Raw genomic sequence first — 16081 nt, forward strand, 5'->3', positions numbered from 1 at the left:
AGGAGGACCGGGGAACGAGGAACACGCATCATGAGGTACTACGCACGACGGATCACGTTCTACGTGATCACCCTCTGGGCAGCGGTCTCGCTGAACTTCCTCATCCCGAAGCTCATGCCTGGTGACCCCAAGCAGATCTTCATCGACAAGTTCCTGCGCAAGGGCGGCGAGCTGACGCCCCAGATGCAGAACAGCATCGACCTCCTCTTCGGCGCGGACGGCGACGCCTCCCTGTGGGACCAGTACGTGGACTACTGGGGGCGTCTGTTCCAGGGAGATCTCGGGATCTCCATCACCTACTACCCCCAGCCCGTCACCGAGCTGATCGGCCAGGCCCTCCCCTGGACGGTCGGGCTCGTGGGACTCGCGACGATCATCTCGTTCGTCCTGGGTGTCGGGCTGGGGGCGTGGGCCGGCTGGAAGCGCGGCACGTGGGTGGACAGCATCATCCCCGCGTCCACGCTCCTCCAGGCGGTGCCCTACTTCTGGCTCGCCCTCATCCTCGTCTCGGTCTTCTCGGTCTCGACCGGGTGGTTCCCGCGGATCGGCAGCTACGACATCTTCGGTTTCGACAACGGCCCCGAGTGGTCGTGGGCGTTCGTCGGCAGCGTGATCTACCACGGGTTCCTGCCCGCGCTGACGATCGTGCTGTCGTCGGTGGGCGGCTGGCTGCTCGGGATGCGCAACATGATGGTGTCCACGCTGTCCGAGGACTACGTCACGACGGCCGAGGCCAAGGGCCTGCGCCGCATGCGGGTGGCGATCACCTACGCGACCCGCAACGCCGCGCTCCCGTCGTTCGCCGGGTTCGGCGTCGCGCTCGGGTTCGTCGTGGCCGGGTCGGTCGTCATGGAGCAGGTCTTCAGCTACCCGGGTCTGGGCAAGCTCCTGTTCAACGCGGTCCAGGCGAGCGACTTCGCGCTCATGCAGGGCACGTTCCTCGTGATCACGCTCGCCGTGCTCGCGGCGAACTTCCTCATGGACATCATCTACGGATTCATCGACCCGAGGGCGCGCGCCAATGTCTGACAACACCCGCGACACGGAGATCGTGACCCCCGCCGCCGACGCGGCCCCCGCCGCCACGGTCGTGGTCGACGGCCTCGCGCCGGCGACGACCACCGAGGGGATCGTCCCGGACGTCCGGGACGTCCCCGCGGCGCTCGACCAGGACGCCCCGGCCGCGCCCGCCCGCCGTGGCCTGCGCGCGATGCTCCCGCGCCGGTCCGGCAAGCTCACCGCGGGGATCGTCCTCGTGGTCGGCATCCTGCTCTTCACGTTCGTCGCGCCGTTCTTCACCCAGGACCCGCGCTCCACGGCGAACGCGCGGTTCCTGCCGCCGAGCGCCGAGCACCTGCTCGGCACCAACCACATCGGGAACGACATCTTCGCCCAGGTCGCGTACGGCGGGCAGGGCTCGCTGATGGTGGGTCTCGTCGCCGGCGCGATCGCGCTCGTGCTGTCGATCGTGTTCGGCATCGTCGCGGGCTACCGCGGGCGGTTCACCGACGAGGCCCTCTCGCTCGTCACGAACATCATGCTCGTGATCCCGGGCCTGCCGCTGATCATCGTCATCTCGGCCTACCTCCAGACACGGTCCCTCATCATCGTCGCGGTGATCCTGGGGCTCACGGCCTGGCCCGGTGCGGCGATCGTGCTCCGCATGCAGGCGAAGTCGCTGCGTGCGCGCGACTACGTGTCCGCGGCGCGCGTGGCGGGCGAGAAGACGCCGCGCATCATCCTCGTGGAGATCTTCCCCAACCTCCTGCCGCTCCTCACGGCGCAGTTCCTGGGCGCGGTGCTCCTCGCGATCCTCGCCGAGGCGGGGCTGTCGTTCCTCGGGCTCGGTCCGTCGGGCTCGATCACGTGGGGCACGATCCTCAACCAGGCGAGCGCCAACAACGCGCTGAGCCTCGGCATGTGGTGGTGGTTCGTCCCGCCGGGGCTCCTCATCGCGCTCTTCGGCTGCGGGCTCGCGCTCATCAACTTCAGCCTCGACGAGATCATCAACCCCCGGTTGCGGCTGGGCCCGGCCGCGGTCAAGAGCGTGCGCAAGGCCCGCAAGGCCGGCCTCGCCGCGGACGCGGACCCCGACGGCGCGGGGTCGGACGCCCCCGACACCGACGGCAGCGACCCTGACGGTACGGACACCGACGCCGACGACGCGAAGGAGACGGTGGGCGCATGACCGCCACGACCACGGCCGCCGGGCCGCTGACCAGTGAGAGCCACGCCGCCTACCTCGTCGGCAAGGAGCCGGTGCTCACCGCGCGGCACGTCTCGATCGACTACGAGGTCGAGCCGGTCGTCCACGCCGTCAAGGACGTCTCGCTCACGCTGCACCGCGGCGAGATCCTCGGCCTCGCGGGCGAGTCGGGATGCGGCAAGACGACGCTCGCGTACGGGATCAACCGCCTCCTCAAGCCCCCGGCGCTCCTCACGTCCGGGACGGTGACGTTCCACGACCAGGACGGCGGCGACGTCGACGTCGTCGCGCTCTCGGGCGACGCTCTGCGCGCGTTCCGGTGGGACAAGGTCTCCATGGTGTTCCAGGGCGCGATGAACTCGCTCAACCCGGTCATCAGCGTGCGCGACCAGCTCGGGGACGTCCTCAAGACCCACCGGCCGGGGATGTCGCGCAAGGACCGCGCGGCCCGGTCCGCGGAGCTCCTCGAGCTCGTGGGGGTCGACCCGCTGCGCCTCGACAGCTACGCGCACGAGCTGTCGGGCGGCATGCGCCAGCGCGTCATGATCGCGATGGCGCTCGCGCTCAACCCGCAGGTCATGATCATGGACGAGCCGACGACGGCGCTCGACGTCGTCGTCCAGCGCGGGATCCTGCGCGAGATCATGCGGCTGCGCGAGCAGCTCGGGTTCGCCGTCGTGTTCATCACGCACGACCTCCCGCTCCTGCTGGAGATCAGCGACCGCATCGCCGTGATGCTCCGCGGCGAGATCGTCGAGATCGACACGGCGGAGGCGGTCTTCGAGGGCGCCCAGCACCCGTACACGCGTCGTCTGCTCGGCTCGTTCCCGAGCCTCACCGGCGACCGCGGCGCGTTCGTCCGCACGGGCGAGGGCACCGGCGAGAGCCAGGAAGGACCGCACGCATGAGCACCCTCGAGGTCCGCAACCTGGTCAAGGACTTCTCGATCCGCAAGGGGCTGCGCCGCACGCGGCTGCGCGCGGTGAACGACGTGTCGTTCACGCTGGAGCCAGGCAAGACGATCGCGGTCGTCGGCGAGTCCGGATCGGGCAAGTCGACGGTGGCGCGCATGATCGCCCAGCTCGAGACGCCGACGTCGGGCGAGATCCTGCTGGACGGCAAGGCGTCCGCGACCCGTGGTCGCGGCCTGGACGCCTACCGGCACGACGTGCAGATGGTGTTCCAGGACCCGTTCGCGTCGCTCAACCCGTTCCACACGGTCGCCCACCACCTCGAGCGGCCGCTGCGCCTGCACAAGGTCGCCCGCGGACGCCAGGCGCTCGACGCGCGGGTCCACGAGCTCCTCGAGCGGGTGAACCTCACGCCAGCGCCCGTGTTCGCGGCGAAGCAGCCGCACGAGATGTCGGGCGGACAGCGCCAGCGCGTCGCGATCGCCCGGGCGCTCGCGCCGGGCGCGCGCTTCCTCGTGGCCGACGAGCCGGTGTCGATGCTCGACGTGTCGATCCGGCTCGGGGTGCTCAACCTGCTGGCCCGGCTCCAGCGGGAGGAGAACCTCGGGGTCCTCTACATCACGCACGACCTCGCGACCGCGCGGCACTTCAGCGACGAGATCCTCGTGATGTTCCGCGGGAACGTCGTCGAGCGTGGGCCGTCGGACCAGGTGATCCTCGACCCGCAGCACGACTACACCAAGCTGCTCCTCGGCGCGGCGCCCGAGCCGCAGAACCACGGGAAGCTGCGCGAGGAGGTGCGCCGCGAGCTCGCGGCGGCCGCGGCGGGATCGGGCGGGGGCGCCGACCGCGACCGGTTCGGCACGCGCGGCCTGTGAGACCGGCGCACCCGTCGCCCGCTCGATCCGGGCGGCGGGTGCTGCCTCCCGTCGTACGCGTCGGTGGTGGCGCGTACCCGTCGCGCGGGCCAGGTCTGTCGGAGGCCCTGGCCCGCGCGCCCTTCTGCGCGCGCGCCGTCGTCCCGACCCGGTGGTCGTGACGACCGGGGACGATCGGGCGGGAGACGGCCGGGCGGCGGATGGGTAGGGTCGGGCTCGTGCCCGCCCGTCATCTGCGCCTCGCCCGCTCCGCCGAGCCCACTGCGCCGACGCCCTCCGTGGACCCGGCCGCCACCGTGACCGGCGCGCTCGCGGCGCTGCGCCGCGAGATGGAGGTCCCGGACTCGTTCCCCGCCGCGGTGCTCGCCGAGGCGGAGGCCGTCGTCCGCGACGGTGGCGCCGTCCTCGGCGAGGGCCGCGTCGACCTGCGTGACGTCCCGTTCGTGACGATCGACCCGCCCGGGTCGATGGACCTCGACCAGGCGCTCCACCTCGAGCGCGCCGGGGACGACCTGGCAGGTCCTGCGGGTGCGGCGTTCGTCGTGCACTACGCCATCGCGGACGTCGGCGCGTTCGTCGCGCCGGGCGGGGCGATCGACGCCGAGGTGCACGAGCGCGGGACGACCTTGTACGCACCCGACGGCCGCACCCCGCTCCACCCCGCGGTGCTCTCCGAGGGGGCGGCGAGCCTCCTGCCGGACCAGGTGCGCCCGGCGGCGGCGTGGCGCGTCGTGCTCGACGCGCGGGGCGAGATCCTCGACGCGACGGTCCGCCGCGCCGTCGTGCGGTCGACGCGGCGACTCACCTATGACGAGGCCCAGGCCGCGATCGACGGGGGCGGGTCCGAGGGCGCGGGCGGGGCCGCGCTCCTCCTGCTCCGGGAGGTCGGCGAGCTGCGGCGCGCGCGCGAGCGCGAGCGCGGGGGAGTGTCGCTCGAGGTCCCCGAGCAGGAGATCGTCCCGCTCGACGACGGCACGTTCGGCCTCGCGTTCCGCTCGACCCTCCCCGCAGAGGGGTGGAACGCCCAGATCTCGCTGCTCACGGGGATCGCGGCGGCGCGCCTCATGCGGGCGGGCGGGGTCGGGGTCTTCCGCGCGCTGCCCGAGGCCGACCCGCGCGACCTCGCGCGCCTGCGCCGCACCGCTCGCGCCCTCGGCATCGACTGGCCGCGCGAGACGGCGTACGCGGACCTCGTGCCGACCCTCGACTCGCGCGTCCCGCGCCACGCGGCCTTCCTCAACGAGGCGACGTCGCTCTTCCGGGGCGCGTCGTACGAGGCGTTCGGCGGAACGGGGCAGGAGCCCGGCGTGCCCGACGACGCCGCGCACGCCGCGATCGGCGCCGAGTACGCCCACGTGACGGCACCGTTGCGCCGGCTCGTGGACCGGTACGGCACGGAGGTCTGCCTCGCCCTGTGCGCGGGCGAGGACGTGCCGCGCTGGGTGCTCGACGCGCTGCCCGGCCTGCCGCGCACGATGGCGCGGACGGGCCAGCGCGCGGGGTCGTACGAGCGCGCGATCGTCGACGTCGTCGAGGCGGCGCTGCTCAGCGGGCGCGAGGGGGAGGAGTTCGACGGCGTCGTCGTCGACGTCGAGGACGATCGCGAGCGCGGCCGTCGCCTCGAGCGGGAGGGCGGCGACGCGTCCGGCGCGCGGCGCGGCCAGGTGGTGCTCACCGACCCCGCGGTCCGGGCGCCGGTCGAGGGCACCGAGGGCACCGACCTCCCGCTCGGCGACCCCGTCCGGGCGACGCTGCGCGAGGCGTCGGTAGCGGAGCGCCGCGTCCGGTTCACCGTCGGCTGAGGGTGCGCGGGGCGACCTAGGCTGGTCCTCGTGCCTGCCCGACGACGTACCGACCCGACCGCCGGCCGCCTCGCCCTGGCGGCGTGGCGCGACGACCCCGCCGACCGCAAGGCCGTGACGACCGCGGTGCGGTTCACGCTCGAGGAGCTCGCGGACGTCGCGCCCGGGCACACCGTGGAGGTGCGCGTGCCGCCCGCGGGCGCGGTGCAGGCGGTCGAGGGTCCCCGGCACACGCGCGGGACGCCGCCCAACGTCGTGGAGACGGACCCGCAGACGTGGCTCGGCCTCGTGACCGGCGCGCTCGCGTGGGCCGACGCCGTCGCCGACGGCCGTGTCCGCGCGTCGGGCGAGCGCTCGGACATCTCGTGGCTCCTCCCGCTCCAGGCGGCCCGTCCCCGCTGAGGTCGTGCCCCGGGCGCGACGGCACGGCCTGACGTGTTACCGGTGCGTAACGTTCTCGGCCCCAGGTCTGGCGGCGCGGCACGCGGGGGGCTAGCGTCCGATGATGATCGGCCGCCGTCCGCGCGGGCGCTCGCTGCACGACGACGTGCGGCGACGTTCTCGCGGCGGTGACGTGGCAGCAACCGCCCGTTCATCCAGGTGGGGTGCGATGTCCTGCGGAGGCAGGGCGTCGACCCGTCCGACTCGTGGACGTGAGCGGCTGCTGCCCGGCCGTCCGCACGAGATGAAGGAGTCAGCGTGACCGACCACCAGCACCTGCGGCGACGGAGGGTGGTGGCGGGCACGTTGACCGTGGCCCTCGCCGCGCCGCTCTCCGTCGCGGCGGCCACCGCCGCGAGCGCGGCGCCCGACGGGTCGGGCCTCGTCATCAACGAGGCCTACCTGAGCGGCGGCAGCGCCAATGCCCCCTACACCCACAAGTTCGTCGAGCTGTACAACCCCACGCAGGCGGCGATCGACCTCTCCGGCATGTCGCTCCAGTACCGCTCGGCGACGGGCACGGGCGCCTTCACCGGCGTCACGGCGCTGACCGGAACGGTCGCACCTGGCGGCTACTTCCTCGTGCAGGGCGGCTCCAACGGGTCCACCGGCGCGGCGCTGCCGACGCCGGACGCGACCGGTGGCCTCAACCCGTCGGGCACGACGGGCACCCTCGCGCTCGTGCGCTCCACCTCCGCGGTCACGCTGCCCGCAGGTAACGCCGCGGGTGCCGCGAACGTCGTGGACCTCGTCGGGTACGGGACGTCGAACACGTTCGAGACCGCCGTGAGCCCGGCACCGTCCGCCAACAACGTGCCGGCGTCGATCAACCGCACCGGCTTCGCGGACACGGACGACAACAGCAAGGACTTCACGCTCTCCAGCACCGTCACCCCGCAGAACAGCGGCGACGACGGCGGCGGCCCGGGCCCCGAGCCGGGTGAGGTCGTCCCGATCGCCGAGATCCAGGGCACGGGCGCGGCGAGCCCGCTCGTCGGCCAGACCGTCACGACGCGCGGCGTCGTCACCGCGACCTACCCCACGGGCGGCTACGACGGCTTCTACCTGCAGACCGAGGGCACGGGCGGCGACCTCGACGCCTCGCACACGGCGTCGGACGCGATCTTCGTCTACTCCAAGGCGGGCGCCGCGGCCGTGCAGGTCGGCGACCACGTCGAGGTCACGGGCGCGGTGTCCGAGTACTTCACGCTGACCCAGATCACGCCCGCGGCGGGCGGTTGGACGTTCCTCGACGAGGCGGCCGAGGCGGTCAAGCCCGCGAACGTCGCGTTCCCCGCGACCGACGCCGCGCGCGAGGCGCTCGAGGGCATGCTCGTGCAGCCCGCGGGCGACTACGTCGTCGCGGACAACTACGACACGAACTTCTACGGCTCGTTCCTGCTCGCCGCGGGGACGGACCCGTTCGTCCAGCCGACGTCGGCCGGGCGCCCGGGCAGCGCGGAGGCCGCGGCCGCGGTCACGGACCGCGCGGCGCGGGCCGTCGTGCTCGACGACGGGGCGACGACGAACTTCAACAACACGGCGAACAAGGGCATCCCGCTCCCGTACCTCACGGGCGGGGCACCGGCGCGCGTCGGAGCAGGCGTGTCCTTCACGACGCCCGTGATCCTCGACTACCGGTTCGACGCCTGGACGTTCCAGCCGCTGACGCAGCTCACCGCCGGTGACGGCGGGAACGCCGCCACGGTGCAGCCGGCCACGTTCGCGAACACGCGCGAGGACGCCCCGGCCGAGGTCGGGGGCGACCTGTCGGTCGCGACGTTCAACGTGCTCAACTACTTCACGACGACCGGTGACCAGCTCACGGGCTGCACGTACTACACGGACCGCGCGGGCAACCCCATCACGGTCAACCGTGGGTGCGACGCCCGTGGCGCCGCGAACGCGGAGAACCTCGAGCGCCAGGAGACCAAGATCGTCGCGGCGATCGACGCGCTCGACGCGGACGTGGTCGCGCTCATGGAGATCGAGAACTCGACGCCGTTCGGCAAGGACCGCGACCAGGCGCTCTCCGACCTCGTCGACGCGCTCAACGACGCCGCGGGCGGGGACGAGTGGGCTTTCGTCCCGTCGCCGGCCGCACTGCCGGACGACGAGGACGTGATCCGGCTCGCGTACATCTACCAGGTGGACGCGGCCGAGCCGGTCGGGGACTCGCGGATCCTGCTCGACGACCCGGCGTTCGTCAACGCGCGCGAGCCGCTCGCGCAGGTGTTCCAGCCGGTCGGCGGGGTCTCCGAGGGTGACGACGCCGCGAGCGACGACGTGCTCGTCGTCGCGAACCACCTCAAGTCGAAGGGCTCCGGCACGCCCGTGCTGCCCGGCGACGAGGACTCGGGCGACGGCCAGGGCGCCTTCAACGCGTCGCGCGTCGCGCAGGCGACGGCGCTCGTCGGCTTCGCCGAGGACGTCGCGGCGGACGCGGGCACGGACAAGGTCCTGCTCGCGGGCGACTTCAACTCGTACTCCCAGGAGGACCCGCTCGAGGTCCTCAAGGACGCGGGCTACACGGACCTCGGTGAGACGACCGGTGAGCACACGTACCTGTTCGACGGGTACGTCGGGTCGCTCGACCACGTCTTCGCCTCGGCCGGCGCGGCGAGCGCCGTCACCGGCACGGACGTGTGGAACATCAACTCCGTCGAGCCCATCGCCAACGAGTACAGCCGGTACAACTACAACGCGTCGATCCTCTACGACACGACGCCGTTCCGGTCCTCCGACCACGACCCGGTGCTCGTCGGCCTCCAGCTCGGCGACGCCGTGCCGGGCACCACGCAGCTCGACCTGCTGGCGATCAACGACTTCCACGGTCGCATCGACGCCAACACCGTGAAGTTCGCGGGCACGATCGAGCAGCTGCGCGCGGCGAACCCCGACGGGACGGCCTTCGTCTCCGCGGGCGACAACATCGGCGCGTCGCTGTTCGCGTCGGCGCTCCAGGAGGACCAGCCGACGATCGACGTGCTGAACGCGCTCGACCTGGCGGCGTCCGCCGTCGGCAACCACGAGTTCGACCAGGGCTTCGCGGACCTCACCGGTCGCGTGAGCGACGAGGCCGACTGGGCCTACCTGGGCGCGAACGTCTACGACAAGGGCACGACCAACCCGGCCCTGCCCGAGTACCAGGTCGTCGAGATCGACGGTCTCGACGTCGGCTTCGTCGGCGTCGTCACCGAGGAGACCCCGACGCTCGTCACGCCGTCGGGCATCGCGGACCTCGACTTCGGCGACCCGGTCGAGGCGCTCAACCGCGTCACGGCCCAGCTCCAGGACGGCGACCCGGCGAACGGCGAGGCCGACGTGGTCGTGGGCCTCGTCCACGAGGGCGCGTCCGCGGGCACGCCCGACGGCGCGACGCTCGAGGAGGAGGTCGCCGCGGGCGGCGCCTTCGCGGACATCGTCAACGAGACCGACGCGCGCGTCGCGGCGATCTTCACGGGCCACACCCACAAGCAGTACGCGTGGGACGCGCCCGTCCCGGGCGTCGAGGGCAAGACCCGCCCGATCGTCCAGACCGGCAACTACGGCGAGTTCATCGGGCACGTGTCGCTCACCGTGGACACCACGACCCACGAGGTCACGGCGTACACGGCGCAGAACGTCGCGCGCACGACGACGGACGACGCGACGCTCGTCGCGACGTACCCGCGGGTCGCGGAGGTCAAGACCATCGTCGACGCCGCGCTCAAGCAGGCCGAGGTCATCGGCGCGCAGCCGGTGGGCGAGGTCACGGCGGACATCACGACGGCGTTCTCCGGCGGCTCCTACACCGGTCCCGGCGGCACGTACGTCGGTTCGGGACCGCTGCCGACCACGGGTCGCGACGACCGCGCCTCCGAGTCGACGCTGGGCAACCTCGTCGCCGACTCGCTCCTCGCCACCCTGTCCGACCCGGCACGCGGCGGTGCGGACATCGGCGTCGTCAACCCGGGCGGGCTCCGCAACGAGCTCTTCCACAACGGCGACGGCGTCATCACCTACGCCGAGGCCAACGCGGTGCTGCCGTTCGTCAACAACCTGTGGACCGTGACCCTCACGGGCGAGCAGGTCGTCGAGATGCTCGAGCAGCAGTGGCAGACGAACGCGGACGGCACGCGCCCGTCGCGTCCGTACCTGGCGCTCGGGCTCTCGGACAACGTGTCGTGGACGGCGGAGACCGCCGACCCGAACGCGACCCCGGGGAGCAACGTCTCGTCGGTCACGATCGACGGGGAGCCGATCGACCTCGCGGGCGAGTACCGCGTGGCGACGTTCTCCTTCCTCGCGACCGGTGGCGACAACTTCCGGGTGTTCACGGACGGCACCGACCCGCGCGACTCCGGTCTGGTCGACCGGGACGCGTGGATCGCGTACCTGCAGCAGAGCTCGCCGGTGTCGCCGTCGTTCGACCGCTCGCGCGTGGTGGTCGACGAGCTCCCCGGCCCGGTGGCCGCGGGCTCCGAGGTGAGCGTCGGGCTCTCGGGCCTGAACCTCACGTCGCTGGGGTCGCCGGCCAACACGTCGGTGGACGGGTACCTCGTCGCCGCGGACGCCACGTTCGACCCGGCGAACCCGGGCACCCCGGCGGGCACCGCCACGGTGACGGGTGGGGCGGCCACGCTGACGGCGACGGTCCCGGCCGACGCCGCCGCGGGGGAGTACGACCTCTGGGTCGTGGCCAGGTCGAGCGGCACGACCGCCCGGATCCCGGTCACGGTCGAGGCCGCGACGCCGACGGTGGTGCTCGAGAACCTCGAGGCCTCCGCCCGCTGCATGGGCAAGTTCGTCCACGTCGCGGTCCGTGCGACCAACGGCGAGGACGTCCCGGTCGAGGTCGTCGTCGAGACGCCGTACGGCTCCAAGCGGTTCCCGAGCGTCCAGCCGGGCAAGAACGCGTACCAGTCGTTCAACACCCGGGCCGCGTCGGTCGAGGGTGGGACGGTGACCCTCACCGCCACGCTCGACGGCGTGACGCAGGAGTACGAGGTCCCGTTCGAGGGCCAGAGCTGCGGCTGACGCCTCGCTGACGCCGTGCGGCGCCGCCGACGAGGCGGCGCCGCGTCCCGCGACCCGGGTCCCGTCCGACGGGCCCGGGTCGCGGTGCGTGCGGGCGCGACGTCCGGGTCGCCCGTCACGCTCCCCGGGGCGCGCGGAGCTCCCAGCAACCGCGGGTAGGGTCGTGGTCGTGAGCTCCGAGCAGTCCCCCGCGCCCGACGGCGACGCCCCCGACCGGTCCACCGCGCCGGACATCGCGACCGACAGCGCTCCCGACGCGGCATCCGACACCGCGCCCGACACCGTGCGTGAGGCGGTGCCGGCGGCGTCCACCGAGACGTCCGGCGAGGCGTCGGACGAGGTCGAGATCGAGTCGGTCGTGGACCCCGCGACCGTTCGCCGCGCGCCGCGTTACGGGGCGTTCTTCACCGTCGGCGTGCTGCTGGGCACGGTGCTCGGACTCGGGATCGGCGGCGCCTGGCTGCAGTCGCCCGCCGCCGACCCGGTCTTCAAGCCGGGCGTGTACTTCACCGTCATCGTCGTCACGTGCGCCGCGCTCGGCGCCGCCGTCGCGGGCCTGTGGGCCGTCCTCGCCGACCGAAGGAGCCTGCGAGGGCGCCGCTGACCCGACCTCGTCGGGCCACGTGCCGGGGTCGGGTCAGGCGTCAGCCGGGTCCGTCGTCGCCCACGTGCCAGCGCTCGCGCACCAGGGCGCGGTACCGTGCCGCCCGGGTCACGCCGACCACCACGACGCACTGCGCCGCGAGGGTCACGGCGACCAGGGCCGCCGCCGTGGCGGCGAACGGCACCCCGTCGACCAGGAGCGCGACGCCGCCCCCCGCGAGGCCGGCCAGGACGGAGGGCGCGAGCATCCCGGAGCCGGCCAGGAGCACGAGGGCGACCGTCGTGGACGCCGACCACGGGGACAGGAGCTCCCGGACGACGTCGTCGGCGGGCGGCGCGGACGGCTCGGTGGAGCGCAGGAGCGCGAGCCCCGCCCGGCGCCGCCCGCCCTGTCGTGACACCGGGAGCAGGAGCCACACCGCGCCGAGGAGCAGCGCCGCCCCGACCAGCGCACCGCCCACGCCGACGAGGACGTCGATCGACACCTCGCCCACCGGACCGAAGTGCCGGTCCGGTCCGAACTTGCGCGGGTGCCGCATCCACAGGCCGATGAGGAACAGGACGATGCCGACCACGCCGGCGCCGCCCAGCACGGCGGCCACCCGGTCGTTCCGGAGCGCGACCCGCCCGTCGGGTCGCGCGGGCGCGGACGGCCCGAGCGCTGCGCGCCGCCGACGCTCGGCCTCCTCGGCGAAGCGCACCTCGTTGGGCCCCCACGTCGTGCGCACGACGTCCTGCCAGGCGGACCAACGCGCGCGCAGCCCGCGCAGGAGCAGCAGGCCGACCGCGGTCACCACCCCGACGACCGCGGAGACCACGACGGTCGGGGTGCGCACGGCGTCGTCACGGTCCATCGCGAAGAGCCCGACCGCCCCGGCGACGAGCGCGAGCACGAGGTAGGTCCAGGTGAGCCCGGCGAGCGCCCCCGCCGGGCTCGACTCCGCCACGCGCTTCCGCACCGAGTGCGGCGGGACGTCGGTGCGGGGCCGGCCCTCGCTCAGCAGGGCGCGGGTGACCGCGAGCGTCGCCGCGGTGTGCGCCGGCACGAAGAGCGGCACCGCGACCGCGAGGGTCAGGACCCACCAGCCCAGCGTCGAGCGCAGGACCTCGTCGGCCTCGTACCTCCCGCCGGAGACCAGCTCGCCGCCGACGAGCCCGAGCCCGAGGAGGACGAGGAAGCCCAGGACCGTGCCGACGAGGAACGCCCCGCCGCCCGCCGTGAGGCCGTCGAGACGAGACGGCCCCGCGGCGGCGCGGACCTCCACGAACCGGTAGGCCGCCCGCTCGCGGCGGTGCCGCGGCCGGTCGCCGCGGGCACGGTCGTCGCGGGCACGGTCGTCTCGGTCCTGGGCGGAGCGGTCGACGCGGGAGGGGTCCACGCGGGCAGGATAGCGAGCGGTCCGCGGTGTCTGGGCGGCGTCGTCGGACGGCGCCGGGTCAGCCGTGGACCGACGCGCCGACCGGCCGGGGAGCGGCGGACGTCGGCGCGCCCTCCGCCGGGGCGAGCCGCACGGCGACGCCCGGCGCGAGACCCAGCGTCCGGGCCTCCGCGCGGGTCACGACGACGGACACCACCTCGTCCTCGGTGGCCACCTCCGCGCGCACCTCGAAGCCCACGCGCGTCGTGCGGGTCACCACGCCGGGTACCGGCGCGCCCGGGCGAGACGGCTCCGCGACGTCCACCGTGCCGTCGGAGGTGCCGTCGGGCAGCACCTCGACGTGCACGTCGTGCGGGCGCACGAGCACGCCACCGAGGCGGGTCACCGGCCCGAGGAAGCTCATGACGAAGTCGTTCGCGGGGCGGTCGTAGAGGTCGTCGGGCGTGCCGACCTGCTCGATGCGGCCCTCGTTGACGACGACGATCTCGTCCGCGACCTCGAGCGCCTCCTCCTGGTCGTGCGTGACGAACACGGTGGTCACGGGGATCTCGTCGTGCAGGCGGCGCAGCCAGTCGCGCAGCTCCTTGCGGACCTTGGCGTCGAGCGCGCCGAAGGGCTCGTCGAGCAGGAGGACGCTCGGCCGGATCGCGAGGGCGCGCGCGAGCGCCATGCGCTGGCGCTGCCCACCGGAGAGCTGCGACGGCAGGCGGTGCGCGAAGCTCTCGAGGTGCACGAGCCGCAGCAGCTCGTCGACGCGCTCGGCGATCTCGGCCTTCGGCGTGCGCCGGATCTCGAGCCCGAACGCGACGTTCCGCGCGACGCTCAGGTGCTTGAACGCCGCGTAGTGCTGGAAGACGAAGCCCACGTTGCGGCGTCGGGCCGGCAGGTTCGTGGCGTCGCGGCCCTCGATCTCGATCTCGCCGGAGTCGGGCACCTCGAGCCCCGCGACGACGCGCAGGAGCGTCGACTTGCCCCCGCCGCTCGGGCCCAGCAGCGCGGTGAGGCGCCCGGTGGGGACGGACACGGAGACGTCGTCGAGCGCGACGAAGTCGCCGAAGGTCTTGCGGACGTTGCGGATCTCGATGCTCATGCGTCGGCCTCCGTGGGGGCGGCGGTTCGGGGGGCGGGGCGGCGGGTGCGGCGACCGGCGGCGTCGTCGGAACGGAGGAAGGTCACCGCGACGATGCACGCGACGGACACCGACGCGAGGAGGAACGCGACCGCGTAGGCCGTGCCCTGCTCGAAGTCCTGGTAGCGCTGCTCGACGAGGAGCGTGGACGTCTGGGTGCGGCCCTCGAAGTTGCCGGACACCACCTTGACGGCGCCGAACTCGCCGAGGGCCCGGGCGAGCGTGAGCACGACGCCGTAGACGACCGCCCACTTGATCGCGGGCAGGGTGATGCGCCGGAAGGTCTGGAACCAGCTCGCGCCGAGGCTCGTCGCGGCGAGCTCCTCGTCGGTGCCGAGCTCGGTGAGGACGGGCACGACCTCGCGGATCACGAGCGGGAGGCACACGAACGCCGTCGCGAGGACGATCCCGGGCGGCGCGAAGATCACCTGGAGCCCGGCATCCTCGAGCGCTCCGCCGAACCAGCCGTTCTTGCCGTACACCAGCACGAGCGAGAGCCCGACGACGATCGGCGAGACCGAGAGCGGGAGGTCGAGCAGGGCGTTGAGGAGCGCCTTGCCCGGGAAGTCGTACCGCACGATGAGCATCGAGATCCCGACGCCGAAGACCGTGTTGATCAGCACGACCTGCACCGCGACGGCGGCGGTGAGCTGGAGGGCGAAGACGACGGACGGGTCGGCGAGCGCGCGCTGGAACGTCTCGAGGCCGTCCGCGAAAGCACCCCGGACGACGAGCGAGACCGGCCACCCGACGAGCAGCACCAGGTAGACGACCACGACGGCGCGCAGCGTGCGCCGCACCCAGGGGGAGCTATCCACGGCGGGCCACCCTTCGCTGGAGGAGCTGGATCGTCGCGATGACGAGGAGGGACACGAGCAGGAGCACCGACGCGACGGCCGCCGCCTGCTCGGGCTGGCCGTTCTCCAGGTAGCTGAGGATGCGGACCGAGCCGACCTCGGTGCGCATCGGCAGGTTCCCGGAGAGCAGGACGAGCGCGCCGTACTCGCTGATCGCGCGGGCGAACGACAGTGCCGCGCCCGCCGTGATCGCCGGGGCGAGCGCGGGGAGGATCACGCGACGGAAGGTCGTGAGCCGCGTCGCACCGAGCGACGCGGCCGCCTCCTCGACGTCGCGGTCGAGCTCGGCGAGCACGGGCTGCACGCTGCGCACCACGAAGGGCAGGGTGACGAAGAGGAACGCGAGGAAGACGGCGGCGCGCGTGTTCGCGACGTCGATCCCGAGCGGTCCCGACGGCCCGTACAGCGCGAGCAGCACGAGTCCGGCGACGATCGTCGGGAGCGCGAACGGGATGTCGATGAGCACCTCGAGGAGCCGCTTCCCGGGGAACCGGTCGCGCACGAGGACCCAGGCGATGAGCGTGCCCATGACGACGTTGACGGCCGTCACGGCGAGCGCCTGCGTGATCGTGAGCGTCAGCGCCGCGGCGGTCTGCGGCTGCGTGACCGCGGCCACGAAGGCGGGCCAGCCGCCGACGGACGTCTCGACGAGCACGGCGATCAGCGGTATGAGCGCGAGCGCCGAGAACCACACGAGCGCGACCCCGAGCCCGAGGCCCGAGGCCGCGGTCAGGCGGTAGGGGCCGTTGGGCGTCCGACGTGCCCGGCGGACCCGGCGCGGCCGGGACGCGGCCGGAGCCGGGCGGCGCTCGCGCGCCGCCCGGCCCGGTCGTTCAGCGAGGGTCGAGGACACGGG

12 protein-coding genes are annotated in these 16081 nt (G+C 73.4%); 8 read left to right on the forward strand and 4 right to left on the reverse strand.

Annotated elements, in window-relative coordinates:
* The first annotated feature begins 30 nt into the window (after positions 1-30).
* The 8 genes from ACN9MS_RS03390 to ACN9MS_RS03425 all read left to right on the forward strand — a co-directional run bounded on the left by ACN9MS_RS03390 (position 31) and on the right by ACN9MS_RS03425 (position 11861).
* Positions 31-1029, forward strand: a complete 999-nt coding sequence (locus ACN9MS_RS03390) for an ABC transporter permease (RefSeq protein ID WP_047231353.1) — start codon at positions 31-33, stop codon at positions 1027-1029.
* Entirely contained in the window at positions 1022-2188 is a 1167-nt protein-coding gene (locus tag ACN9MS_RS03395) for an ABC transporter permease (RefSeq protein WP_426310730.1), read from the forward strand. Before ACN9MS_RS03390 ends, ACN9MS_RS03395 begins: the two co-directional genes overlap by 8 nt.
* Complete coding sequence (locus ACN9MS_RS03400; protein WP_426310731.1) at positions 2185-3114, forward strand: ABC transporter ATP-binding protein; 930 nt, start codon at positions 2185-2187, stop codon at positions 3112-3114. Before ACN9MS_RS03395 ends, ACN9MS_RS03400 begins: the two co-directional genes overlap by 4 nt.
* Positions 3111-3995 (forward strand): ABC transporter ATP-binding protein, encoded by an 885-nt coding sequence (locus ACN9MS_RS03405; RefSeq protein ID WP_426310732.1) that lies wholly within the window; start codon positions 3111-3113, stop codon positions 3993-3995. Before ACN9MS_RS03400 ends, ACN9MS_RS03405 begins: the two co-directional genes overlap by 4 nt.
* Positions 3996-4213: 218 nt before the next feature.
* The gene (locus ACN9MS_RS03410; protein WP_426310733.1) at positions 4214-5797 is read left to right on the forward strand and encodes an RNB domain-containing ribonuclease; all 1584 of its coding nucleotides are present in this window, start codon (positions 4214-4216) and stop codon (positions 5795-5797) included.
* Between the two features lie 30 nt (positions 5798-5827).
* Positions 5828-6199 (forward strand): sterol carrier family protein, encoded by a 372-nt coding sequence (locus tag ACN9MS_RS03415; protein WP_426310734.1) that lies wholly within the window; start codon positions 5828-5830, stop codon positions 6197-6199.
* A 297-nt stretch (positions 6200-6496) separates the two neighbouring features.
* Positions 6497-11257 carry an ExeM/NucH family extracellular endonuclease gene (locus ACN9MS_RS03420; RefSeq protein WP_426310735.1) on the forward strand — a complete coding sequence of 1587 codons (4761 nt, stop codon included), beginning with the start codon at positions 6497-6499 and terminating at the stop codon, positions 11255-11257.
* 169 nt (positions 11258-11426) lie between these two features.
* A complete protein-coding gene (locus tag ACN9MS_RS03425) occupies positions 11427-11861 on the forward strand; it encodes a histidine kinase (protein ID WP_426310736.1) in 435 nt (144 codons plus the stop codon).
* A 40-nt stretch (positions 11862-11901) separates the two neighbouring features.
* On the opposite strand, the gene ACN9MS_RS03430 is transcribed toward ACN9MS_RS03425, so the two are convergent.
* From ACN9MS_RS03430 to cysT, 4 genes are read right to left on the reverse strand one after another with little or no spacing between them, the layout of a single operon-like run.
* Entirely contained in the window at positions 11902-13239 is a 1338-nt protein-coding gene (locus ACN9MS_RS03430; protein ID WP_426310737.1) for a hypothetical protein, read from the reverse strand.
* A gap of 58 nt (positions 13240-13297) precedes the next feature.
* On the reverse strand, positions 13298-14329 hold the full coding sequence (locus tag ACN9MS_RS03435) for a sulfate/molybdate ABC transporter ATP-binding protein (protein ID WP_426310738.1): 1032 nt from the start codon (positions 14327-14329) through the stop codon (positions 13298-13300).
* On the reverse strand, positions 14326-15186 hold the full coding sequence (locus tag ACN9MS_RS03440) for a sulfate ABC transporter permease (protein WP_426310739.1): 861 nt from the start codon (positions 15184-15186) through the stop codon (positions 14326-14328). The genes ACN9MS_RS03435 and ACN9MS_RS03440 overlap by 4 nt, the downstream gene beginning before the upstream one ends.
* Complete coding sequence (gene cysT / locus ACN9MS_RS03445) at positions 15179-16078, reverse strand: sulfate ABC transporter permease subunit CysT (RefSeq protein WP_426310740.1); 900 nt, start codon at positions 16076-16078, stop codon at positions 15179-15181. Before cysT ends, ACN9MS_RS03440 begins: the two co-directional genes overlap by 8 nt.
* Between the last annotated feature and the right edge of the window lie 3 nt (positions 16079-16081).

It is taken from the genome of Cellulosimicrobium sp. E-16 (genome assembly GCF_049913115.1).
Lineage (GTDB): Bacteria > Actinomycetota > Actinomycetes > Actinomycetales > Cellulomonadaceae > Cellulosimicrobium.